At 58.2% G+C, this 21,016-nt stretch carries 19 protein-coding genes; 16 read left to right on the top strand and 3 right to left on the bottom strand.

From position 1 onward, the window contains the following. The first annotated feature begins 8 nt into the window (after positions 1 to 8). From TU76_RS11980 to nadA, 10 genes are all read left to right on the top strand, one after another. Positions 9 to 1,331: an ATPase AAA gene (locus tag TU76_RS11980; RefSeq protein ID WP_019823203.1), complete on the top strand. Its 1,323-nt coding sequence runs from the start codon at positions 9 to 11 to the stop codon at positions 1,329 to 1,331. Between the two features lie 12 nt (positions 1,332 to 1,343). Beyond that, a complete protein-coding gene (gene cpaB, locus TU76_RS11975; protein WP_046809713.1) occupies positions 1,344 to 2,150 on the top strand; it encodes a Flp pilus assembly protein CpaB in 807 nt (268 codons plus the stop codon). A 40-nt stretch (positions 2,151 to 2,190) separates the two neighbouring features. Further along, positions 2,191 to 3,531 carry a TadE/TadG family type IV pilus assembly protein gene (locus tag TU76_RS11970; protein WP_173667431.1) on the top strand — a complete coding sequence of 447 codons (1,341 nt, stop codon included), beginning with the start codon at positions 2,191 to 2,193 and terminating at the stop codon, positions 3,529 to 3,531. A gap of 8 nt (positions 3,532 to 3,539) precedes the next feature. Continuing rightward, the gene (locus TU76_RS11965) at positions 3,540 to 4,010 is read left to right on the top strand and encodes a TadE/TadG family type IV pilus assembly protein (RefSeq protein ID WP_019823200.1); all 471 of its coding nucleotides are present in this window, start codon (positions 3,540 to 3,542) and stop codon (positions 4,008 to 4,010) included. Then, positions 4,010 to 4,513: a TadE/TadG family type IV pilus assembly protein gene (locus TU76_RS11960; RefSeq protein WP_019823199.1), complete on the top strand. Its 504-nt coding sequence runs from the start codon at positions 4,010 to 4,012 to the stop codon at positions 4,511 to 4,513. The genes TU76_RS11965 and TU76_RS11960 overlap by 1 nt, the downstream gene beginning before the upstream one ends. Continuing rightward, a complete protein-coding gene (locus TU76_RS11955) occupies positions 4,507 to 5,724 on the top strand; it encodes an AAA family ATPase (protein ID WP_048351716.1) in 1,218 nt (405 codons plus the stop codon). The genes TU76_RS11960 and TU76_RS11955 overlap by 7 nt, the downstream gene beginning before the upstream one ends. A gap of 3 nt (positions 5,725 to 5,727) precedes the next feature. Beyond that, positions 5,728 to 7,161 carry a TadA family conjugal transfer-associated ATPase gene (locus TU76_RS11950; RefSeq protein ID WP_048351715.1) on the top strand — a complete coding sequence of 478 codons (1,434 nt, stop codon included), beginning with the start codon at positions 5,728 to 5,730 and terminating at the stop codon, positions 7,159 to 7,161. A 2-nt stretch (positions 7,162 to 7,163) separates the two neighbouring features. Next, a complete protein-coding gene (locus TU76_RS11945; RefSeq protein ID WP_046809714.1) occupies positions 7,164 to 8,150 on the top strand; it encodes a type II secretion system F family protein in 987 nt (328 codons plus the stop codon). 27 nt (positions 8,151 to 8,177) lie between these two features. Further along, positions 8,178 to 9,140 carry a type II secretion system F family protein gene (locus TU76_RS11940; protein ID WP_048351714.1) on the top strand — a complete coding sequence of 321 codons (963 nt, stop codon included), beginning with the start codon at positions 8,178 to 8,180 and terminating at the stop codon, positions 9,138 to 9,140. Between the two features lie 223 nt (positions 9,141 to 9,363). Next, a complete protein-coding gene (gene nadA / locus TU76_RS11935) occupies positions 9,364 to 10,422 on the top strand; it encodes a quinolinate synthase NadA (protein ID WP_048351713.1) in 1,059 nt (352 codons plus the stop codon). Between the two features lie 130 nt (positions 10,423 to 10,552). Here nadA and TU76_RS11930 read toward each other — a convergent pair whose 3' ends face one another. After that, positions 10,553 to 11,983, bottom strand: a complete 1,431-nt coding sequence (locus TU76_RS11930) for a M48 family metalloprotease (RefSeq protein ID WP_019823188.1) — start codon at positions 11,981 to 11,983, stop codon at positions 10,553 to 10,555. Between the two features lie 119 nt (positions 11,984 to 12,102). Between TU76_RS11930 and TU76_RS11925 the strand changes: the two genes are divergently transcribed. Continuing rightward, on the top strand, positions 12,103 to 12,342 hold the full coding sequence (locus TU76_RS11925; protein ID WP_019823186.1) for a sulfurtransferase TusA family protein: 240 nt from the start codon (positions 12,103 to 12,105) through the stop codon (positions 12,340 to 12,342). A gap of 120 nt (positions 12,343 to 12,462) precedes the next feature. Next, on the top strand, positions 12,463 to 13,533 hold the full coding sequence (locus TU76_RS11920) for an AI-2E family transporter (RefSeq protein ID WP_019823184.1): 1,071 nt from the start codon (positions 12,463 to 12,465) through the stop codon (positions 13,531 to 13,533). Between the two features lie 71 nt (positions 13,534 to 13,604). Here TU76_RS11920 and acnB read toward each other — a convergent pair whose 3' ends face one another. After that, entirely contained in the window at positions 13,605 to 16,205 is a 2,601-nt protein-coding gene (gene acnB, locus TU76_RS11915; protein ID WP_019823182.1) for a bifunctional aconitate hydratase 2/2-methylisocitrate dehydratase, read from the bottom strand. 406 nt (positions 16,206 to 16,611) lie between these two features. On the opposite strand from acnB, the gene TU76_RS11910 reads away from it, so the two are divergent. After that, on the top strand, positions 16,612 to 17,082 hold the full coding sequence (locus TU76_RS11910; RefSeq protein ID WP_019823181.1) for a DUF1289 domain-containing protein: 471 nt from the start codon (positions 16,612 to 16,614) through the stop codon (positions 17,080 to 17,082). Positions 17,083 to 17,094: 12 nt separating this feature from the next. Here TU76_RS11910 and TU76_RS11905 read toward each other — a convergent pair whose 3' ends face one another. After that, entirely contained in the window at positions 17,095 to 17,958 is an 864-nt protein-coding gene (locus TU76_RS11905) for a universal stress protein (protein ID WP_019823179.1), read from the bottom strand. 220 nt (positions 17,959 to 18,178) lie between these two features. Between TU76_RS11905 and TU76_RS11900 the strand changes: the two genes are divergently transcribed. From TU76_RS11900 to TU76_RS11890, 3 genes are all read left to right on the top strand, one after another. Next, positions 18,179 to 18,796 carry a MiaE family protein gene (locus TU76_RS11900; protein WP_048351712.1) on the top strand — a complete coding sequence of 206 codons (618 nt, stop codon included), beginning with the start codon at positions 18,179 to 18,181 and terminating at the stop codon, positions 18,794 to 18,796. A gap of 270 nt (positions 18,797 to 19,066) precedes the next feature. After that, on the top strand, positions 19,067 to 19,540 hold the full coding sequence (locus tag TU76_RS11895) for a MarR family winged helix-turn-helix transcriptional regulator (protein ID WP_019823177.1): 474 nt from the start codon (positions 19,067 to 19,069) through the stop codon (positions 19,538 to 19,540). Beyond that, positions 19,537 to 21,012 (top strand): efflux transporter outer membrane subunit, encoded by a 1,476-nt coding sequence (locus TU76_RS11890; protein WP_046809716.1) that lies wholly within the window; start codon positions 19,537 to 19,539, stop codon positions 21,010 to 21,012. Before TU76_RS11895 ends, TU76_RS11890 begins: the two co-directional genes overlap by 4 nt. Positions 21,013 to 21,016 lie beyond the last annotated feature (4 nt).

Genomic DNA, 21,016 nt, shown 5'->3' with positions numbered 1-21,016 from the left:
AGAACACTATGTTCGCTATCAACAGCACTCGTGTTTCCCTGCATGAACGCGAAGCGGTCCAGCAACTGGCTCCACAGCCGCGCACGATCCTTGAGACCGGATTGGCAGACAGCTTTCTCGGTGATCTGGTGTGCAAGCATTTATACGATGCGGGTGTGCTGGACATGGTGCAGCTGGTAGCACGACTGGCGTTGACCGGAGCGGTTCTTGAAGAAGTGCTGACGTTCCTGCGCAAGGATCGTCGTGTGGAGGTGCTTGGTCAGTCAGGGGGTCAGGCCTTGCGTTATGGCTTGACGGAGCGCGGTCGCAACAGTGCCCGCGATGCCCTCGCACGCAGTGGCTACATTGGCGCTGCGCCCTATCCGGTGAGTGCGTACCGCGCACTCCTCAAGTTGCAGACCATTCATCATGGCCGTATCAGTGCCCATGACATGCACACCTGTTTCGGCTCGATGGTGCTGGCGCAAAACATGCTCGACCAACTGGGTGTTGCCCTGAACTCGGGGCGCGCCATCATGATTTACGGGCCTGCAGGTACCGGCAAGACCTATGTCAGCAGTCGGCTGATCCGGTTGTTTGCTGAGTCAATATGGGTGCCCCATGCAATCGCGATCAACGAAGCGGTCATCGAAATTTATGATCCCCAGGTGCACAAACGTCTGGACGATGACGAACAGCAAAATGCCTTGATGCTCAATGAAGGCATAGATCGCCGGCTGCTGCGCTGTGAGCGGCCGATTGTCATCACCGGTGGCGAGTTGACGATGGAGCAACTGGACGTCCGTTATGAGCCTTTCTCGCGTCAGTACCAGGCACCGTTGCAACTGAAGGCCAGCAACGGCTTGCTTGTCATCGACGACCTTGGGCGTCAGCGCATGACGCCAGAGGTGCTGTTGAACCGCTGGATTGTGCCCATGGAGGAGAGGCGGGATTTCCTCAACCTGGGGGGCGGCCGCCACTGCGAGCTGCCCTTTGACCTGATCCTGGTGTTTTCCACCAACCTCAATCCGCTGGAGCTGGCCGACGAAGCGTTTTTGCGACGCATTGGCTACAAGCTGCAATTCGGCTACCTCAAGCCAGGCGAGTACGAACGTATCTGGATTCAAGAGACGCAGCGACTGGGCATCCCCTATGACCCCGCGTTGCTCAGCTTTGTGTTGCGAGAACTCTATGGCGCCGAAAACATGCCCCTGGTGCCTTGCCATCCGAGAGATCTCTTGAACATGGCCTGTGATCGCCAGCGTTATCAGGAGGGGGCAGGGCCACTGACTACTCAGGAGCTTGAGTGGGCGTGGCACAACTATTTCGTCCAACTCGATTTTCTTGGGTAAGGAGTCACTGTCATGAACTCGCGCACGCTTACTTTGATTGTCCTGTCCGTGATTCTCGGGCTGGGCGCGACATGGATGGCCAATAACTGGCTGACGGCAAGGCTCAATACCAGCCCCGACGATAACCAGCAAAACGTGGTGATTGCCACGGTGGAAATCGCTTTCGGGCAAATGATCGAGCCCCAGCAGGTGGCTGTGGTACGCATGCCCAAGGATGCAGCGCCGGATGATGCATTCGACTCTACGGAAAAAGTGGTCGGCAAAATCGCCACGTTTTCCTTGCTTCGCGGCGACATTCTGCGGGGTGCGCGGTTGGCTGAGCATATGGGCGGCAGCACCCTGGCCTCACTGATTGAGCCCAGCAAACGCGCCATATCGGTGCGGGTGGACGATGTTGTCGGTGTCGGCGGGTTCCTGCTGCCTGGCAATCGAGTCGACGTGCTGGCAACCCGGCAGACCGGTAACGCGGGTGATGCCGAGTCCAAGACCATTCTGGAAGATTTGCGTGTGCTGGCGGTGGACCAGACAGCCAGTACCGACAAGACCCAACCGGTGGTGGTGCGTGCGGTGACCCTGGAGATGACGCCCCCTCAGGCAGAAGTGCTGGTCAAGGGGATGGCCGCAGGCAAGGTGCAACTGGCCTTGCGTAATCCGCTGGATAACCACAAGGCCCCGGTGATGACTGAGCCCGTTGCAGTGGCGGCGCCTGCACTGGCACCCGTCATGACCAAGCCAGTGGTGCGTCGTCGCGCACCTGCCAGCAACGGGAGCGTCATCGTGATTCGTGGTGTCGTGGCCACGGTCGAAAAAGCGATGTAGAGGGTCGGGCCGTCGCAACGGCAGAACAGAAAGGTGGAACATCATGAACGCGCGTATCCAACAGCCCCACACCGCGTTTGGTCAACAGCAGCGCGGAGCCATGCTTGTCCTGGTCGTGATTGCCATGGCTTCGCTTTTGCTGATGGGGGCCCTGGCGCTGGACGGCAGTCATATGCTGCTGAACAAGACTCGCCTGCAAAATGCAGTGGACGCGGCTGCGCTGAGCGGGGCCAAGACACTCAGCATGGTGGCAGGTACGAGCGGGTCTGCGAGCCTGAGCCAAACCGCTGCACTCAATACCCTGACCCTGAACGCTAATGCGGCGGGTAACCAGGAGCTGGCCACTGCGATGGCCGCTAATGCAGCAGGCTTCGCCAAGGTGGAACTGGCAACCAGCGTATACGGGCCGTTCTCTTTTCCTGGCCCTGCGAGTGCGACTTTTGTCCGGGTAACGGTGACCAACTACCCCCTGAGCAGTTTTTTCTGGGGGGTATTTCAGGCGCTGGACAACGGCAATGCCACGAGCAAGGCCGTTGCTGCAGTCGCCACTGCTGGCCCCAGTCCGACCAGCAGCCCATGTGATCTGACCCCGCTGCTGGTATGTGGCGACCCTGCGCAAAACAACCCGACGGCGGGGATGTTCTGGGGCTTCAGGTTCGGTGATTTACAGGTGTTGAAAACCGCAGCCAATAACAGCTCTGCCATTGGCCCCGGAAATTTTCAGCTACTGGACTTTGGCTCAGGCGGCAAAACCGTCAGGGAAGGGCTGGCGGGGGGGATCAACCAGTGCAATGTCGTCGGCTCGACCGTCCAGACGAAACCGGGCAATACCGTGGGGCCTTCGGCGCAGGGCCTCAATACGCGTTTTAACGAATACAAAGGGGGGTTGAGCGCTTCGGACTACCCGCCGGACCTGGTCACTACCGTCAATTCCAAGTCGTTTACCTACGCCGGCTCACCCGCTCCGATTCAGTACAACGGTCAAACGGTCACTTCCAGCAACGGCAACCTGTCCACTTCCAGTGGTGCCTTGTACGACTACAACAACTGGGCACAGGACTCAGCTGCCTGTGTGGGGGGCGGGGGTAACTGTCAGAGCAATGGCGTATTTGAACGACGCATCATCAAAATCGTAATAGGCGATTGCTCGGGCAAGAACGATGGCACGTCCTCGGTACCGGTATTGGGCTTTGGTTGCTATTTCGTGTTGCAGCCCGAAACCCAACAGGGCAATCAGGCGCAAATTTTCGGCCAGTTCGTGAGTGTGTGTGAAGGCGACAATGTGCCCGGGCCTAACCCGGCGGGTAACGTCGGTCCGCAGATCATTCAGTTGTACAAAACCTACATCGACAACAACCAGACGCCGAGCACCGACTCCTAGGAGGTCTTATGGGACGCTGTGGATTCAAGTCGGTACGCGCACAACGTGGCCTGGCAATGGTCGAGCTGGCGCTGACATTGCCGTTGCTGGTGTTGCTGATGCTCACCTTCGCCGAGTTCGGTCGCATGCTGTTCCAGTACAACAGCATGGAGCAAGCCAGTCGCGATGCCGGGCGCTATGTGGCCAGCCAGGCGTGGAATTCAACCCTGGGTACGGTGCAGTTAAGCACTGCGCTGATTGCGCAGACCAGGAACGTTGCGGTTTACGGTGTTCCGGCCAACCCCAATGGCTACCCGGCGGCAGCACCCGGCCTCACCACCGGTAATGTCACGGTGAGCGCGGTGGGCACAGATCATGTTCGGGTCAGCATTGCCTACACCTTTGTCCCGGTGATCGGCAGTTCGATCCCCGCCCTGTTTGGCAGCAGCGTGCCACTGGGTTTGCTGTTGACTTCAACCGTCGTCATGAGGGCCTTGTGATGAACAGCAAGCGCATGGGCGGTGTGTATGTCGTGGAGTTCGCCATCACGGCTCTGGTGTTGTTCACCCTGCTGTTCGGCGCGCTGGAAATGGGCCGCTTGTATTTCACGGTCAACGTGCTCAGCGAGTCGGTGCGCCGAGGTGCGCGTCTGGCGGCGGTATGCAACATCCAGGACCCGGTCATCCTGCGTCGTGCGATGTTCAACACAGCCGCCAATACCGGGCCGAGCAGCCTGATTGCCAGCCTGAGCACGGCCAACCTGAACCTGATCTACATGGACGCCAACGGAGCGGTGATTGCCAGTCCCAATGACCTGGTGAATGCCACCGGTTTTGCGGCCATTCGTTATGTGCAGTTACAGGTGACCAACTTCAGTTTCAATTTGTTGATCCCCGGATTCAGCGGGGTATTCATCCTGCCCACGTTCAGGTCGACCGCCCCGCGTGAAAGCCTTGGCCGCCAGCCTGATCCGACGGTTACACCGGGGATTACGCCATGTTAAGTGTCCGAGAAGTGACGGCGGCAGCGTCATCTGACCGTCAGGGCATGCGCTTGTTGATCAGTGGGCGTGATGCAGCGGCCTTGAACCATCTCAAAGGTTTGAGTCAGGGCGTACCCAACCTGCTGGTGAGCACGCGATTGGTGAGCAATGGCCATACCGATCCGTTGTACGGCCTGGAGCAGATGCCTGATTTCCTGCTGTTGCGTGTCAGCCATTTATGGCGCGAAGAGCTGGCGGCCCTGTTGCTGCATCCGCTCAAGGAGCGTCCACCGCTGTTGGTATGCGGGCCCATGGATGAGCGCGAAGGCATGCGCATGGCCATGCAGGCCGGAGCCCGTGACTTTTTGCCTGAGCCTGTTTCAGCAGAGGATTTGCAGTCGGCACTCGACCGTATGCAGATGGAGCTGCATTCCGATCTTGGGGCCAAGGGCAAGCTGGTGGCTGTGATGAATGCCAAGGGCGGATCGGGGGCCTCGATGCTGGCCTGCAATCTGGCTCATCAACTGAGTGTTCAGGGCGGTAGAACCCTGTTGCTGGACCTGGACCTGCAGTTCGGCAGCCTGGCCCACAGTCTGGATGTGCTGCCTACACACAGTCATACGGATGTGCTGCAACAGATCGATACCCTGGACAGCGTTGCATTGCGCGGTTTTTGCAGCCATTTCAGCCCCTCCCTGCATGTGCTGGGTGGGCGCACCGATGAGCTGTGCCTGTCCCAGGAGATACGTCTGGAGCAACTGGACAGCTTGCTGCGGCTGTCGCGCAACACCTATGACTGGGTGGTGGTGGATTTACCGCGGCACATTGATCACCTCACCGGAATCACGCTTGAGCAGTCGGACCGGGTCTACATCGTGCTGCAACAGAGCCTGAGCCATCTGCAGGATGCCAACCGGCTGGTGCGCATTCTGCGTGATGACCTGGGCGTGCAAAGTAACCGTCTGCATGTGGTGGTCAACCGCTTCGACAAGTCTTCGCCGTTCAAGCCCAAGGACATCAGCGATGCACTGCGCTGCAACGAGCTGCACAAGTTGCCCAATGACTATGCAGTGGTCAGTGAAAGCCAGAACACCGGGGTGCCACTGGAGCTGCATGCACCACGTGCCAGCATCACCTTGAGTTTGCGTGAATTGAGCCAGAGCCTGATCGGGATCGAAGCCCATGACGCGGGCTTGCTAAAACGTACGTTCAACCGTCTGTTCGGAGGATAAGCCATGCTCAGCGACTTTCGTAACCGCCTGCGTCAGCAAGCCGGCCAACCGGCTCCGGCAGATGCCCTGGTAATCCCCATCGAGGGTGCCGATTGCTCCAGTGTCATGATGGCGTGGGAAGCCAGTGCGCCGGATGTCGTCTATGAAACCCGAACCAAGCTCAGCTCCATGGAGGCCGAGTGGCGGGAGAAGATCTATCAGCAGTTGCTCAAGGTCATGGACCTGTCCTTGCTCGATACTCTGGAGCTGGCCGACGCCGGACGCCAGATCCGCGAAATCAGCCTGCGTCTGCTGGACGAGTACTCGGCGCCGGTCAGTGCCAGCAGCCGCCAGTTGATTATCAAGCAGATCACCGACGAGGTACTGGGGCTCGGGCCGCTTGAGCCGTTGCTGGGTGACAACAGCGTGTCCGACATTCTGGTCAATGGATTCAACTCGGTGTACGTGGAGCGCTTTGGCAAGTTGCAGAGAACCGATGTGCGCTTTCGCGATGATCAGCATTTGCTCAATATCATCGACCGGATCGTGTCCAGTCTGGGACGCCGCATCGATGAGTCCTCGCCGCTGGTGGACGCACGGCTCAAGGACGGCTCGCGGGTCAACGCGATCATCCCGCCGCTGGCCATCGACGGGCCGAGCATGTCGATCCGTCGCTTTGCCGTGGATTTGCTCAATACCCAAAGCCTGGTGCGGATGGGCACCCTTACGCCGGCGATCGCCCTGATGCTCAAGGCAATCGTGCGCGGGCGGCTCAATGTGCTGATCTCCGGCGGTACGGGCAGCGGCAAGACCACCATGCTCAATGTGCTGTCCAGCTTTATCCCGCACAACGAGCGGATCGTCACCATCGAAGACTCCGCCGAACTGCAATTGCAGCAACCTCACGTGGTGCGCCTGGAAACCCGCCCGGCCAATATCGAGGGCCGTGGCGAGGTGGGCCAGCGTGAACTGGTGCGCAACAGTCTGCGGATGCGCCCGGATCGCATCGTGATCGGTGAAGTGCGTGGCGCCGAGGCGCTGGATATGTTGACGGCAATGAACACGGGTCACGATGGTTCATTGACCACCATTCACGCCAACACTGCCCGCGATGCATTGGGGCGGATCGAGAATATGGTGTCCATGAGCGGAGCTACGTTTCCGATCAAGGCCATGCGTCAGCAAATTGCCTCGGCCATCGGCGTGGTTATCCAGTTGGAGCGTCAGGAGGACGGTACGCGGCGTTTGGTCAGCGTCCAGGAGATCAATGGCATGGAAGGTGATGTCATCACCATGACCGAGATCTTCGCTTTTGTGCGCAATGGCATGGGTGAGAAAGGGGAGGTTCTGGGCGAGTTTCGCTCAACCGGTATGGTGCCGGCATTTCGTGATGTGCTGGCCAAACGGGGTATTGAGCTGCCGCTCAGCCTGTTCCGGCCGGAATGGATGGAGGGGTAGCGATGAACCAGATTCCTGGTGAATTTATCCTGGCGTTTCTGGGCATGGTGTTCTCTGCCATGTTCCTGCTCAGTCAGGGGCTGACGATTCCGGTGTTCGGTGAGGCCAACCAGGTGCGCAAGCGCATTCGTGGCCGTCTTAACTTGCTGGAGCGGGCCAATAACTTGCCCAACATGCAGTCGATACTGCGCCAGAAATACCTGCGTCGCCTGCCGCCGCTCGAGGCTCGCCTGGAGCAGTTGCCGATGATGGAAACCCTGGCCCAGATGATCGAGCAGGCCGGTCATGAGTATCGGGCTTATCGGGTCCTGTTGCTGGGGCTGGTGCTGGCGACAGCGGTGGGGCTTGTGCTGTGGTCGTTCCTGCAACTGTGGTGGGTGGCGGTACCGGCTGCACTTGTCAGTTTCTGGTTGCCTGTGTGGAAGATTTCCCACGATCGCACCCAGCGCTTCGCCCAGTTTGAGGAGGGTTTGCCCGATGCCCTGGATGCCATGTGCCGCGCCCTGCGTGCCGGCCATCCGTTCAACGAAACCCTGCAACTGGTTGCTGATGAACATCACGGGCCGGTGGCTTACGAGTTTGGTCTGGCTTTTGCCGATATCAACTATGGCAATGATGTGCGTCGGGCCATGCTGGGCCTGCTGGAACGTGTGCCCAGTATGACGGTGATGATGCTGGTGACCACGGTGCTGATCCACCGCGAAACCGGTGGCAACCTGACTGAAGTGCTGACCCGTTTGAGTAGCCTGATCCGCGGACGCTTTCGCTTTCATCGCAAGGTCAAGACCCTTTCGGCCGAGGGGCGGATGTCCGGCTGGATCCTGGTGTCGATGCCCTTTGTACTGGCGGTGGCCATCTTGATTTCAAGCCCGACTTACATGCCTTTGCTGTTCAAGGAGCCCTTGGGGCAGAAGCTGATCATGGGGGCTTTTGTGGCCATGCTGATCGGTATTTTCTGGATTCGCAAAATCATCCGGATTCAGGTTTGAACACGGGGTAACCCGGAGGGTATGGGCATGAACTATTTATTGGGTCTGATCAATCGGGCGGTGGGTGATGAGCAACTGACCCGGTTGTTGTTTGCCGCGCTGATCGGTCTGAGTGTGGTGCTGGTGGTGGCCACCCTGGCGATACTGGTCAAGGGGTTGCAAAGCCCTGTGCAGCGTCGACTGATGTTGATCAAGCGTGGTCACGGCGTCGACCTGCGGGCACCGCCGAGCAACCTGCAGATGATGCTGGAACAGGTCGGTCAGCGTTTTAACAGCGGTGAGCCGGGTCAATCTTCGGCCACCCGGAGTTTGCTGACCCATGCCGGTTACCGATCGCCGTCGGCGGTGCAGGTGTACTGGGCGATCCGACTGTTACTGCCACTGTTGCTGGTGGGGATTACGCTTATGGCGCTGCCGTTTATTCCCAACCTGTCGCTGCTGTTGGGGGTCGGGTTGTTAGTGGTGGTGCTGGGTGTGGGGTGGCTGGCCCCGGCGGTCTATGTCGGCGCCCGCAAGGAGGCGAGGATGTCGCGTCTGCTGATTGCCTTTCCAGATGCCCTGGACCTGATGGTGGTGTGCGTGGAATCAGGGCTCGCCTTGCCCCAGGCTATCGAGCGGGTCGCCGAGGAAATGGCGGTCAGCCAGCCTGATCTGGCCCTGGAGCTTGCGTTGGTGAACGCCGAGGTGCGTGCGGGTGTTCCCAGTACCGAGGCCCTCAAGCACCTGGCCGAGCGTACCGGGCTGGAAGACATACGCGGACTGGTGAGTTTGCTGGCGCAGAGCATTCGCTTTGGTACCAGTGTGGGGACCACCTTGCGGATTTATGCCGAAGAGTTTCGCGACCGGCGTACGCAAATGGCCGAGGAGAAAGCGGCCAAAGTCGGTACCAAACTGGTGTTTCCACTGATCTTTTGTCTGTGGCCAAGTTTTTTCCTGGTGGCCATCGGTCCGGCGATCATTAGTGTGTTCAAGGTCTTCGGGAAGATCTAAGTGAGGGGCGCACGCAGCGCCCCTTTCCCCCAATAAACTGCCGATCACCCGCCCGCCGTCGCAAGAGCAACATTAAACTTTTGAATCCCAAGGATATTCTGTAGCCTTGTCGCGCTTCAGTGCTTGTCCGTGCCTGATACACACATTCTCCCAGCGGGACTTGACGGTCCGGAGCTGGTGGTACACTCGACTTTCGCGCAACGCGCTTGCAGGTCTTGCGAACATGACGCAAATTTCTGAACGACTTCTGGTTCAAGCCCACCTTGATGCCAAGCAGCCAAAACCGTTGACTGAGGCACAATCCCTCAGCCTGCGTGCGCAGATCGCGGCTGAGCTTAAAGCCCGTGACGCGGTGCTGGTGGCGCATTTCTACTGTGATCCGGTGATTCAGGCCCTGGCCGAAGAAACCGGTGGCTGTGTGTCCGACTCCCTTGAGATGGCCCGCTTTGGCGCGGCCCACCCGGCCAAAACCATTCTGGTGGCCGGTGTGCGCTTTATGGGCGAGACGGCGAAAATCCTGACCCCTGAAAAACGCGTGCTCATGCCGACGTTGGAGGCCACCTGTTCTCTTGATCTGGGCTGCCCGGTTGAAGAGTTCTCGGCGTTTTGCGACAAGCACCCCGAGCGCACGGTGGTGGTGTATGCCAACACCTCGGCGGCGGTCAAGGCCCGGGCTGACTGGGTGGTGACCTCAAGCTGCGCGCTGGAAATCGTCGAAAGCCTGATGGATAACGGCGAAACCATTATCTGGGGGCCGGACAAGCATCTGGGCCGTTACATCCAGCGCCAGACCGGTGCCGACATGCTGTTGTGGGACGGTGCCTGCATCGTGCACGAAGAGTTCAAGTCCAAGCAGCTTGAAGACATGAAGGCGTTGTATCCGGACGCGGCGATTCTGGTTCACCCTGAGTCGCCGGAGTCGGTGATCGATTTGGCTGACGCGGTGGGTTCCACCAGTCAACTGATCGCCGCGGCGCAAAACCTCCCGAACAAGACCTTTATCGTGGCCACAGACCGCGGCATTTTCTACAAAATGCAGCAGCTGTGCCCGGACAAGGTCTTTATCGAGGCGCCGACAGCGGGTAACGGTGCGGCGTGCCGTAGCTGCGCCCATTGCCCGTGGATGGCCATGAACACTCTGGAGCGTACGCTGGAGTGTTTACAAAAGGGGACCAACGAAATTTTCGTCGACCCGGCACTGGTGCCCCACGCCATTCGCCCGCTCAAACGCATGCTGGATTTCACCCAGGCTGCGCGTTTGAAGCTGGCGGGGAATGCCTGATAGATCGAGTTGTTGTTTGGGCCCTCACCCTCCCCCTAACCCTCTCCCAGAGGGTTAGGGGACTGACCGCACACTGACTGGATATCACCGACAATCAGCTCCCTCTCCCTGCGGGATTTTGCTCTTGGGGTCAGTTCATCATCTCTTTGAGCGCCCGCTCCTGATCCATCAATTCCCGCTTGCGGGCATCCAGTCGTGCTGACAGCTGGAAGTTGTTGGTGAGCTTCTGGGCAAAGTCCAGTTGCTGGATGGCCTGACGGTAGTCACCCACCAGCGCAAAGTACTCCGCACGGGCTTGATGCAGGCCGATGATGTTGCCAGACAAGCCTCGGGTCTCTGCAACCGAGTACCAGACATCCGGGTCGTCGGGACGACTCTTGAGCAGGGCCTCAAGCGCTTTGTCGGCTTCTTTGGGTTTGTTTTGCTTGAGCAGCAGGTCGACTCGCGCCTGATTGAGCGGGTAGTTGCCCGGATACAGGGTGCGCATTCTGTCGATTCGCTGTTGGGCTTCGGCCAGGCGATTGCTGTCCATGTCCAGCTCGATTTGCGCCAGGTTGTAGGTGATGTCGTTCGGCGACTTTTCCAGTAACGGCTTGAGCGTGTCGCGGGCTTCGTTGAACTGGCTGCCTTTCATGTAGGCAATCGCCAGACCATAACGGGCTACGTCGTTTTTCGGGTTCTCATCCAACTGCTGGCGAAAGCGCTTGGCAGCCAGGCCAGGGGTTTCTTCGTAGTTGAGCTGCACTCGGGCGCGGATCAGTTGATAGCGCAAGCTGTCTTCGGTGCCGCCCACTCGGGCCTGTTCGGCGCGGTTGCGGGTGTCGGCAATACGCGATTCAGTGACCGGGTGAGTCAGCAAAAACTCGGGTGGCCGACCGTCAAAGCGATATTGGCGCATCAGGCGCTCGAACATGGTGGGCATGGAGCGCGGGTCATAGCCTGCTTTCTCCAGGTTGAGAATGCCGATCCGGTCAGCCTCCTGCTCATTCTGTCGCGAAAAGCGCCGCTGTTCTTGCATGGCTGCGGCCTGTGTCCCTGCGATAGCAGCAATGCCGGCGTCGCCCGCGCCAGAAGCCGCAACGATGATTCCTGCGAGCAGTGCAGCCATCATCGGCAGTTGCATGCGCTGCTGCGCCTCTACGCCACGAGCGAAGTGGCGTTGGGACAAGTGAGCCAGTTCGTGAGCCATTACCGAAGCGTATTCGCCCTCGGTCTGGGCGTTGAGGAACAGGCCGCCGTTGACCCCGATGATACCGCCGGGAGCGGCGAAGGCGTTGAGTTGCGGGCTGTTGATCAGGATGAATTCCAGTCGGCGGTCCTGTACCTGGCTGGTTTCGACCAGTTTGTAGACGCTGGTTTCGACGTAATCCTTAAGCTGCGGGTCGTTGAGTTGCGACACCTGGCTGCGCAGCATGCTCAACCAGGCGCGGCCCAGTTGGTACTCTTGTTGTGGAGAGACGATGGACGAACTGGCGTCACCCAGGGACGGTAAATCGTCGGCGAAGCTCGGCGAGGCGAGCAGGCAAGCGAGCGTCAACAGGGTAGGGCGCAGAAAAGTCATTCACAGAGCTCTAGTCGGTAAAGCGCTTACTGTAGCTGGACACTCGGCTGGCGACCAGTGGCGGGTCTGCTTGGGGTATTCTAGCCGGCATAAAAATGCCATCTCTGGAGATGTACGTAATGACTGATGCGTTGGCCCACGATACCGAACTGGATGCAGCGGGCCTTAACTGTCCGTTGCCACTGCTCAAGGCCAAGATGGCGTTGAACAAGATGAGCAGTGGTCAGGTCCTCAAGGTGATCGCCACGGATGCGGGTTCACAACGTGACTTTCGTACCTTCGCACGCTTGGCAGGGCATGAGTTGCTGCATGAAGAAGACAATGCGGGCACTTATCGCTACTGGTTACGCAAGGCTTGAGTCTTGCTTGACCTCACTGTGGGAGCGAATCTGCTCGTGAAAGAATCGCAATAAGTATCAAGATCTTCGCGAGCAGGCTCGCTCCCACAGAAGCACTGCACTTTTTTCTAAGGAATATCGATGTTCAAGGTTTTACGCGGTTGGGTGCAGCGCTATTTCTCTGATGAAGAAGCGGTGGTACTGGCGGTTTTGTTGGTGCTGGCATTTACCGCTGTGCTGACATTGGGCGGCATGTTGGCGCCCGTGTTGGCGGGCATGGTGCTGGCGTATCTGATGCAGGGCCTGGTGGTTGCTCTGGAGCGCCTGCGAGTGCCGGCCGCCGCAGCGGTCGGGCTGGTGTTTGCACTGTTCATGGGGTTGTTGCTGGTATTTCTTGTGGTGGTGGTGCCATTGCTGTGGCATCAACTGATCACGCTGTTCAATGAGCTGCCGGGCATGCTCGCAAAATGGCAGTCGCTGTTGTTGCTGTTGCCAGAGCGTTACCCGCACCTGGTGTCGGATGAGCAAGTGCTGCAAGCCATTGAAGTGGCGCGGGGTGAAATCGGCAAGTTCGGGCAACTGGCGTTGACCTTTTCGCTGTCCAGTTTGCCGTTGTTGGTCAACATCATGATTTATCTGGTGCTGGTACCGATTCTGGTGTTTTTCTTTCTCAAGGACCGGGCGCTGATTGGGCGTTGGGTGCGCGGTTACCTGCCCCGTGAACGGGCATTGATTACCCGTGTGGCCGAGGAAATGAACCGCCAGATCGCCAACTACATTCGCGGCAAAGTCATCGAGATCATTATTTGCGGCGGCGTGACTTACATCGCATTTGTCGCCATGGATCTTAACTACTCGGCTTTGCTGGCGCTGCTAGTGGGGATTTCGGTGGTGGTGCCCTATGTGGGAGCCGTGGTGGTGACGGTACCGGTGCTGTTGATCGCGTTGTTCCAGTGGGGCTGGAGCGACCAGTTTATCTACCTGATGGCGGTCTACGGGATCATCCAGACCCTGGACGGTAACGTGCTGGTACCGCTGCTGTTCTCTGAGGCTGTGAGCCTGCACCCGGTGGCAATCATTTGTGCCGTGCTGTTGTTTGGCGGGTTGTGGGGTTTCTGGGGGGTGTTTTTTGCAATCCCGCTGGCGACGCTGTTCAAGGCCGTACTTGATGCCTGGCCGAGAGAGCAGCAAGTGGTGGCTCCACTTCTATAAATAACCGAATCGCGAACATGAAAAAGCCCCGGCTCTTGTGAGAGCCGGGGCTTTTTCGTTACTGCATCAACTTACGCTTGAATAACCGGGATATTGGCGTTTGCAGCCGCTTCACGGAATTCGGCGATCTGATCAAAGCTCAGGTAGCGGTATACGTCCGCTGCCATGGTGTTGATCTCAGCCGCGTAGGCCATGTATTCCTCAACGGAAGGCAGGCGACCCAGGATCGAGGCTACCGACGCCAACTCAGCCGAAGCCAGGTAAACGTTCGCGCCATCACCCAGACGGTTCGGGAAGTTACGAGTCGAAGTCGACACAACCGTCGAGTTCGGTTCTACGCGTGCCTGGTTACCCATGCACAACGAGCAGCCCGGCATTTCCATGCGTGCGCCAGCTTTGCCGTAGATGCCGTAGTAGCCTTCTTCGGTCAGTTGGTGCGCGTCCATTTTGGTCGGAGGCGACAGCCACAGACGAGTTGGCAGCTGGCCTTTGACCTTGTCCAGCAACTTGCCCGCAGCGCGGAAGTGGCCGATGTTGGTCATGCACGAACCGATGAACACTTCGTCGATCTTCTCACCGGCAACGGTGGACAGCAGGCGGGCGTCATCAGGGTCGTTTGGCGCGCAGAGCACAGGCTCCTTGATGTCAGCCAGATCGATTTCGATGATCTCAGCGTATTCGGCGTCAGCATCGGCTTCCATCAGCTCAGGGTTGGCTACCCAGGCTTCCATCGCTTGAGCGCGACGCTCAAGGGTACGAGCATCGCCGTAACCTTCACCGATCATCCAGCGCAGCAGGGTGATGTTGGAGTTCAGGTATTCGGTAATGGACTCTTTGGACAGCTTGATGGTGCAGCCAGCAGCCGAACGCTCTGCCGAAGCGTCGGACAGTTCGAATGCTTGCTCGATGCTCAGGTTGTCCAGACCTTCGATTTCCAGGATACGACCCGAGAATTCGTTGATCTTGCCTTTCTTCTCTACGGTCAGCAGGCCTTTCTGGATTGCGACGTAAGGAATGGCGTGTACCAGGTCACGCAGGGTGATGCCCGGCTGCATTTCGCCTTTGAAACGAACCAGAATCGATTCCGGCATGTCCAGTGGCATTACACCAGTGGCTGCGGCGAACGCTACCAGACCGGAACCGGCCGGGAACGAAATGCCCATCGGGAAGCGGGTGTGGGAGTCGCCGCCGGTGCCGACGGTATCCGGCAGCAGCATACGGTTCAGCCAGCTGTGGATGATGCCGTCGCCCGGACGCAGGGAAACGCCGCCGCGGGTCATGATGAAGTCTGGCAGGGTGTGGTGGGTGGTCACGTCGATCGGCTTTGGATAAGCAGCGGTATGGCAGAAGGACTGCATTACCAGATCAGCGGAGAAGCCCAGGCACGCCAGGTCTTTCAGTTCGTCACGGGTCATGGGACCGGTGGTGTCCTGAGAACCTACGGTGGTCATCTTCGGTTCGCAGTAAGTGCCTGGACGAACGCCAGTCACGCCGCAAGCCTTGCCGACCATTTTTTGCGCCAGGGTGAAACCCTTGGTGCTTTCAATAGGAGCTTCAGGCTTCTTGAACAGATCGGATGGAGCCAGGCCCAGTTCGGCGCGAGCCTTCTCGGTCAGGCCACGGCCAATGATCAGGGGGATACGGCCGCCAGCACGGACTTCGTCCAACAGAACCGGGGTCTTCATTTCGAAGGTGGTGATGACTTCGTCGGTACCGTGCTTGCAGACTTTGCCTGCGTGCGGGTACAGGTCGATCACGTCGCCCATGTTGATGTTGGAAACATCGAACTCGATTGGCAGTGCGCCAGCATCTTCCATGGTGTTGTAGAAGATTGGAGCGATTTTGCTGCCGAAGCAGAAACCACCGGCACGCTTGTTCGGTACGTAAGGAACGTCGTCGCCGAAGAACCACAGTACGGAGTTGGTGGCCGATTTACGCGACGAACCGGTACCGACCACGTCGCCGACGTAGGCAATAGGGAAGCCCGCGTTGCGCATTTCTTCGATTTGCTTCATCGGACCGATGGAGCCTTGAACGTCCGGTACGATGCCGTCGCGAGCCATTTTCAGCATGGCCAGGGCGTGCAGCGGGATGTCAGGGCGCGACCAGGCGTCCGGTGCAGGCGACAGGTCATCGGTGTTGGTTTCGCCGGTTACCTTGAACACGCGCAGGCTGATTTTGTCAGCCAGTACAGGGCGGTTCTTGAACCACTCGCCGTCAGCCCAGGATTGCACCACGGCTTTAGCGTGGGGATTACCGTTCTTGGCTTTTTCAGCGACGTCGTGGAAGGCGTCAAACATCAACAGGGTGTGCTTGAGTTGCTCGGCGGCAACCGGTGCCAGCTCTGCGTCATCCAGCATCTCGACCAGCGTCACGATGTTGTAGCCGCCTTGCATGGTGCCAAGCAGTTCTACAGCGCGCTTTTTGCTGATCAGTGGGGAAGTCGCTTCACCTTTGGCGATGGCGGACAGGAAGCCGGCTTTTACATAGGCCGCTTCGTCAACACCCGGCGGAATGCGGTTGGTGATCAGGTCAACGAGGAATTCTTCTTCGCCGGCAGGCGGGTTCTTCAGCAGCTCAACCAGGCCTGCAGTTTGTTCGGCGTTAAGCGGCTGGGGAACGATACCCAGTGCTGCGCGCTCTTCGATATGTTTGCGGTAGGCTTCAAGCACAGTTATTACCCTCATCATTGGTCCCAAATGGGTGTCCGGGACGCTCATCCAGGAATGCCGAGCACTCATGCGCATGGGGGCTTTTTGAGCCGCTTAGCCAGAGTTGCAAGGATTCCCAACAGAAGCTGTTTTCAAAGTTTTACGCCTTCCGAACGGGGGAGATGATGAATGTTGGTGCGGGTATCTGCAGTGCAAATACCCCTCACCAACACCGTTCTTCGGGATCAACTGTGCTCGTGACGCTTTGAAAACAGCTTCTAACGGACATTGGCGCCTTAAAAGGCAGGCCGATTCTACGGGAAAAACTTGTTAAAGGTAAGTTAGCCCCTGAAGGTTGAGGGGTGATCTGCGTTAGACAAAGGGCTAACATGGGCCCCTGTTTCGTTCTGCAGTGCTCTATTTCGCCATGTCCAATCAAACCATCAAGACCCCCTGCATAGGCCTGTGCTCAACGGTTTACGGCGATCTCGTGTGCCGTGGTTGCAAGCGTTTCCACCACGAAGTGATCAATTGGAACGGTTACAACGAGGAAGAAAAGCGCGCCGTGTGGCGTCGGCTTGAGCAGCTTTTGGTGCAGGTAATGGCCGGCAAGGTCGAAGTATTCGATCGGGCTACGCTGCGCGACCAACTGGTGGCGCGCAAGATCCGCTTTGTGCCCAACCAATCCGAATATTGCTGGGCGTATCAGCTGATTGCCCGCGGGGCTCGGGTGATCAATCAGCTGGAGCTCTATGGCATGGTGCTGCTGCCGGAGTTTCGCGGTTGGGCGCTGCCAGAGTTGCGTGACGCCATTGATCGGGAATTTTTCCTGCTGTCCGAAGCCCATTATCAGCGCTATATCGCCCCGGGGTTTCTGAAAGAGGCGTTTGGCGAGTAAGGCGTCAGCCGATCAGCCTTTGTTTGCCAGCTCTTCCAGATGCTCGATCATGTCCTCGGGCTTGAGCACCAGAATGTCGCTTTCCAGCTTGTCGATCACCACCTCGGCCGTGTTGCCAATCAATGCTCCCGAGAACCCGGTACGCGCCACGGTACCCATGACGGTCACTACTGCGCCCAAGGCCTTGGCCACCCGTGGGATGATCACGTCTGCCGGGCCTTCTTCTATATGCAGGCGGCTGTCGTCTATTTCACACTGTTGCTGAAACACCTGACACTCGGCCCGGTAGGTTTCTTGCAGCTGGTTGTCCAGTGGGTAGGCTGCGTCTACAGCTGCCAGCATGGGGGCAGGGTGAGCGCTGACGACATGAAATTGTGCATGGGCCATGCTTGCGATGCGAAAACCATGGTCAACGATGCTTGAGTGCAGGGCCATATGCTCAGGGTCGTTGTTGCCCACGTCGACGGCGGCCAGTATTACCCCGTGCTCCCACGACGCTGTGGTTTTGGCCAGCAGTACCGGGCTGGGGCAATAGCGCAGCAGTTTCCAGTCTTCGGGTGTGAGCAGTACTTTTTTCAGCGGGTTATCGGGTACGTGCTGCTTGATCACAAGCCCGCAGTTGTGGGCTTGCTGCACCTTGATGATGGTTGCGTGCTGGCTCTCATGCCAGTTCTGCTCGCTGGTGACGCTGTAGGCTTCGCTTTTGAGGCTGCTTTCAAGCACGCTCAGCAGGGCTGAATGGTCATGCTTTTTATCGCAGATCAATAGATGTAAATGCGCTTTCGTGTGGCTGGCGATGTGTTTGGCGCGCTTGAGTGCGAGACTTTCCATCAGATGGGGCTCGATGACGACCAACAGGCTGTTAATGCTGTGCATGACCGGTAACTCCACAAGTTATAAAAGCGGCGTGTAATCACTATAGTTGCTCAGCGGTTGCCCCTGTGTTGATGCATATCAAGTTGCGCCGTTGGTGCTGCGCTCCGTGGCCCGTATAATCGCCGGCTCGCCTCAATTCAGTCTTTGTGAGCCTCATGTCAGCGATTTTTCAAAACACTGCCGGTCTTCTGTGCAATCCCCAACGGTCGGGAGCGTGCGCGTGATTCTTCCTGAAATTCATGAGTTCCTGGGCTGCCGCACGCCTGACGGCTGGATCGCAGCGGCATTGGCCGATCAGGAAACCTTGCTGATTGATCACAAAAACTGTGAATTTAAGGCCGCCAGCACGGCGCTTAGTCTGATTGCCAAGTACCACTCCCATGTTGACCTGATCAATATGATGTCGCGTCTGGCCCGGGAAGAGTTGGTGCATCACGAGCAAGTCATGCGCCTGATGAAAAAGCGCAAGATCGAGCTGCGTCAGCTGTCGGCCGGGCGCTACGCCTCGGGTCTGCGCAAGGTGGTACGTAACCACGAGCCGGTCAAACTGGTGGACACCCTGGTGGTTGGGGCGTTTATCGAAGCCCGCAGTTGCGAGCGTTTCGAGGCATTGGTCCCGCATTTGGACGAAGAACTCGGCAAGTTCTACTTTGGCCTGCTCAAGAGCGAAGCACGGCATTTTCAGGGTTATCTGAAACTGGCCTATCAGTATGGCGATGCCAAGGATATTGCCCAGGTGATCGAGCGGGTGAGGGCGGCAGAGCAAGAGCTGATCGAATCACCGGATGTTGAATTCCGCTTCCACAGTGGTGTGCCAACCCAAGCACCAGTCTTGTAGTCGCTGCCTAGGAACGACGGCTGCGATCGGGGTGATGCGGTACCCCGAGCAGCCGTCATTAATCCAGTCACTGTGGCGTGTCAGTTAGACCTAAACATCAGGATTTACGATTGCTGCGCAATCGATCGCAGCCTCGTTCCTCGGCAGCGACTACAAAATAGGTGAATGCTTACAGTCAGATAGATAGGCACCTAATTGTCGTCTTGACATTAGCTGCCTAGACAGTAATATTTAGAAACATTACTGCCTAGGCAGCTTCCTGGTGCCCTGATGAAACATTTCCATCCCGATAACTTCCAAAATTGCACCCTGGGCATGCTCCTCGGGCGTACGGCCATGCTCAAGGACCGGATCATCGATCGTCATATGGAGCCATATGGCATTACGGCGGCGCAGTTCAAGGTGCTGATTATCATGGCCCAGTTCGACGTTGATACCCCGGCCGAGCTCTGCCGCCATCTGTCGCTGGACAGTGGGTCCATGACTCGCATGCTTGATCGCCTCGAGCAAAAAAAGCTGTTGATGCGCCAGCGCTCCGAAGCCGATCGGCGACAGGTCAGGTTGGTGTTGACCGACGACGGCCAGGCCCTGGCCAACCAATTGCCGAAGATTGGCGCCGATGCAATGAATCAGCTGGCAAGCGCCATTAGCCCGCAAGAGCTGCAAAGTCTGGAACAGATCCTCAAGAAAATACTCTTGGCAGCTGGTGATCCGATCACTGTCATGCGCTTAGGTGAAAAATGAGCCACAAAACGCTGCGTACAGGCCTTAGCCTGGTATTTACGTCGATGGTGTTGGCCGGTTGCGCCAGCTATAGCGGCTTAAACACCGTGGGCGTGAGTGAGGAAGCGAAAAACCTCAAGGCTGCTCAATCGCTCAATGGCGTCACGGTTACCCCGGCAGCCTGGCCTGAAAAAGACTGGTGGAAGCGTCTGGGGGACGTTCAGCTGGACGGCTTGATTCAGGAAGCCTTGCGCGACAGCCCGGACATGCAAATAGCCAGCGCCCGTGCGCATCAGGCGACTGCCGCGGCCGGTGCGGCCAATGCCGCACGTATGCCGACGCTGGATGCCGAAGCCGATGTCTCGCGTTCACGCCTGTCGCGCTCTCAAGATCCGAGTGGGCAGGGCGGTCGATACGACACCCTGCGTGATGCCAGTCTGACGTTTAATTACACGTTCGATTTGTGGGGCGGTCAGCGTGACGCCTGGGAAGCAGCGTTGGGCGAGGCCCGTGCGGCCGAAGTTGACAGCCGGGCCGCGAGCCTGACCCTGGCCGCCGATGTAGCCCGGGGTTACAGCAGCCTTGGGCATGCCTTTATCGTCCGTGACTTGGCCAAGGATGACCTGGAACGTACCGGGAAATTGCTCGACCTGAGCAAGCGTCGTCTGCAAGCCGGCATCGACAGCCATTACCAGTTTCAGCAAACCGAAAGCCTCGAGGCCAGTTCTCAAGAGCAGTTGATCAGCGCTGAAAAACAACTCAAAAGCGCGCGCATCGCGCTGGCGGTGTTGTTAGGCAAGGGGCCGGATCGCGGCATTGATATCGCGCGTCCGAAAATTCTGGCGCCGAGCGCTGTGGCGTTGCCAAGTGCCCTGCCTGCTGAGTTGCTGGGTCGTCGTCCGGATCTGGTGGCGGCGCGCTGGCGAGTGGAGGCGGCGAGCAAGAATATTGCTGCGGCCAAGACGCGCTTTTATCCCAATCTCAACTTGAGTGCGGCGGCAGGTACTCAGTCGCTGTTGGGTGATGCGTTGTTCGGGTCTGCCAGTCGCTTCCTCACTATCGCACCGGCCATTTCGCTGCCGATCTTTGATGGTGGCCGCCTGCGTGCAGGGCTGGATAGCGAGGACGCCAAGTACGATCTGGCTGTCGCGCAGTACAACAAGATATTGGTGGGCGCCCTGGGCGATGTCAGTGACACCCTCGTTCAGCTAGGTGCCGTTGGGCAGCAAATCAACGCCCAGCAACGGGCAACCGATATCGCCCAGGACTCGTTCAACACCGTGTTGCAGCGCTATGGCTCGGGTGTCGGTAACTACCTGGACGTGCTCAGCATTGAGCAGCAATTGCTTCAGGCCCAGCGCCAGCTGGCGGACCTGAATGCCGAGCAGATCGATCTTTCGATCCAATTGATGCAAGCCCTGGGCGGTGGATTTGAGCCCGGCAATACGGCTGAAGCCGTTCCCTCTCAAGTCCTCGTCGGCAGAATAATTTAGGTAA

It is taken from the genome of Pseudomonas psychrophila (assembly GCF_001043005.1).
Lineage (GTDB): Bacteria > Pseudomonadota > Gammaproteobacteria > Pseudomonadales > Pseudomonadaceae > Aquipseudomonas > Aquipseudomonas psychrophila.
Note: the sequence above shows the minus strand (reverse complement) of the source record. Positions and strands in the feature narration are given on the sequence as shown.

What these genes read in the sequence shown, in the direction of transcription:
- TU76_RS11955 (WP_048351716.1), top strand. Translation starts at nt 4,507, where the DNA reads ATGTTAAGTGTCCGAGAAGTGACGGCGGCAGCGTCATCTGACCGTCAG.
- TU76_RS11980 (WP_019823203.1), top strand. Translation starts at nt 9, where the DNA reads ATGTTCGCTATCAACAGCACTCGTGTTTCCCTGCATGAACGCGAAGCG.
- TU76_RS11965 (WP_019823200.1), top strand. Translation starts at nt 3,540, where the DNA reads ATGGGACGCTGTGGATTCAAGTCGGTACGCGCACAACGTGGCCTGGCA.
- TU76_RS11910 (WP_019823181.1), top strand. Translation starts at nt 16,612, where the DNA reads ATGTCCAATCAAACCATCAAGACCCCCTGCATAGGCCTGTGCTCAACG.
- TU76_RS11950 (WP_048351715.1), top strand. Translation starts at nt 5,728, where the DNA reads ATGCTCAGCGACTTTCGTAACCGCCTGCGTCAGCAAGCCGGCCAACCG.
- TU76_RS11890 (WP_046809716.1), top strand. Translation starts at nt 19,537, where the DNA reads ATGAGCCACAAAACGCTGCGTACAGGCCTTAGCCTGGTATTTACGTCG.
- TU76_RS11930 (WP_019823188.1), bottom strand. Translation starts at nt 11,983, where the DNA reads ATGACTTTTCTGCGCCCTACCCTGTTGACGCTCGCTTGCCTGCTCGCC.
- cpaB (WP_046809713.1), top strand. Translation starts at nt 1,344, where the DNA reads ATGAACTCGCGCACGCTTACTTTGATTGTCCTGTCCGTGATTCTCGGG.
- TU76_RS11940 (WP_048351714.1), top strand. Translation starts at nt 8,178, where the DNA reads ATGAACTATTTATTGGGTCTGATCAATCGGGCGGTGGGTGATGAGCAA.
- TU76_RS11905 (WP_019823179.1), bottom strand. Translation starts at nt 17,958, where the DNA reads ATGCACAGCATTAACAGCCTGTTGGTCGTCATCGAGCCCCATCTGATG.
- nadA (WP_048351713.1), top strand. Translation starts at nt 9,364, where the DNA reads ATGACGCAAATTTCTGAACGACTTCTGGTTCAAGCCCACCTTGATGCC.
- TU76_RS11920 (WP_019823184.1), top strand. Translation starts at nt 12,463, where the DNA reads ATGTTCAAGGTTTTACGCGGTTGGGTGCAGCGCTATTTCTCTGATGAA.
- TU76_RS11945 (WP_046809714.1), top strand. Translation starts at nt 7,164, where the DNA reads ATGAACCAGATTCCTGGTGAATTTATCCTGGCGTTTCTGGGCATGGTG.
- TU76_RS11925 (WP_019823186.1), top strand. Translation starts at nt 12,103, where the DNA reads ATGACTGATGCGTTGGCCCACGATACCGAACTGGATGCAGCGGGCCTT.
- TU76_RS11895 (WP_019823177.1), top strand. Translation starts at nt 19,067, where the DNA reads ATGAAACATTTCCATCCCGATAACTTCCAAAATTGCACCCTGGGCATG.
- TU76_RS11960 (WP_019823199.1), top strand. Translation starts at nt 4,010, where the DNA reads ATGAACAGCAAGCGCATGGGCGGTGTGTATGTCGTGGAGTTCGCCATC.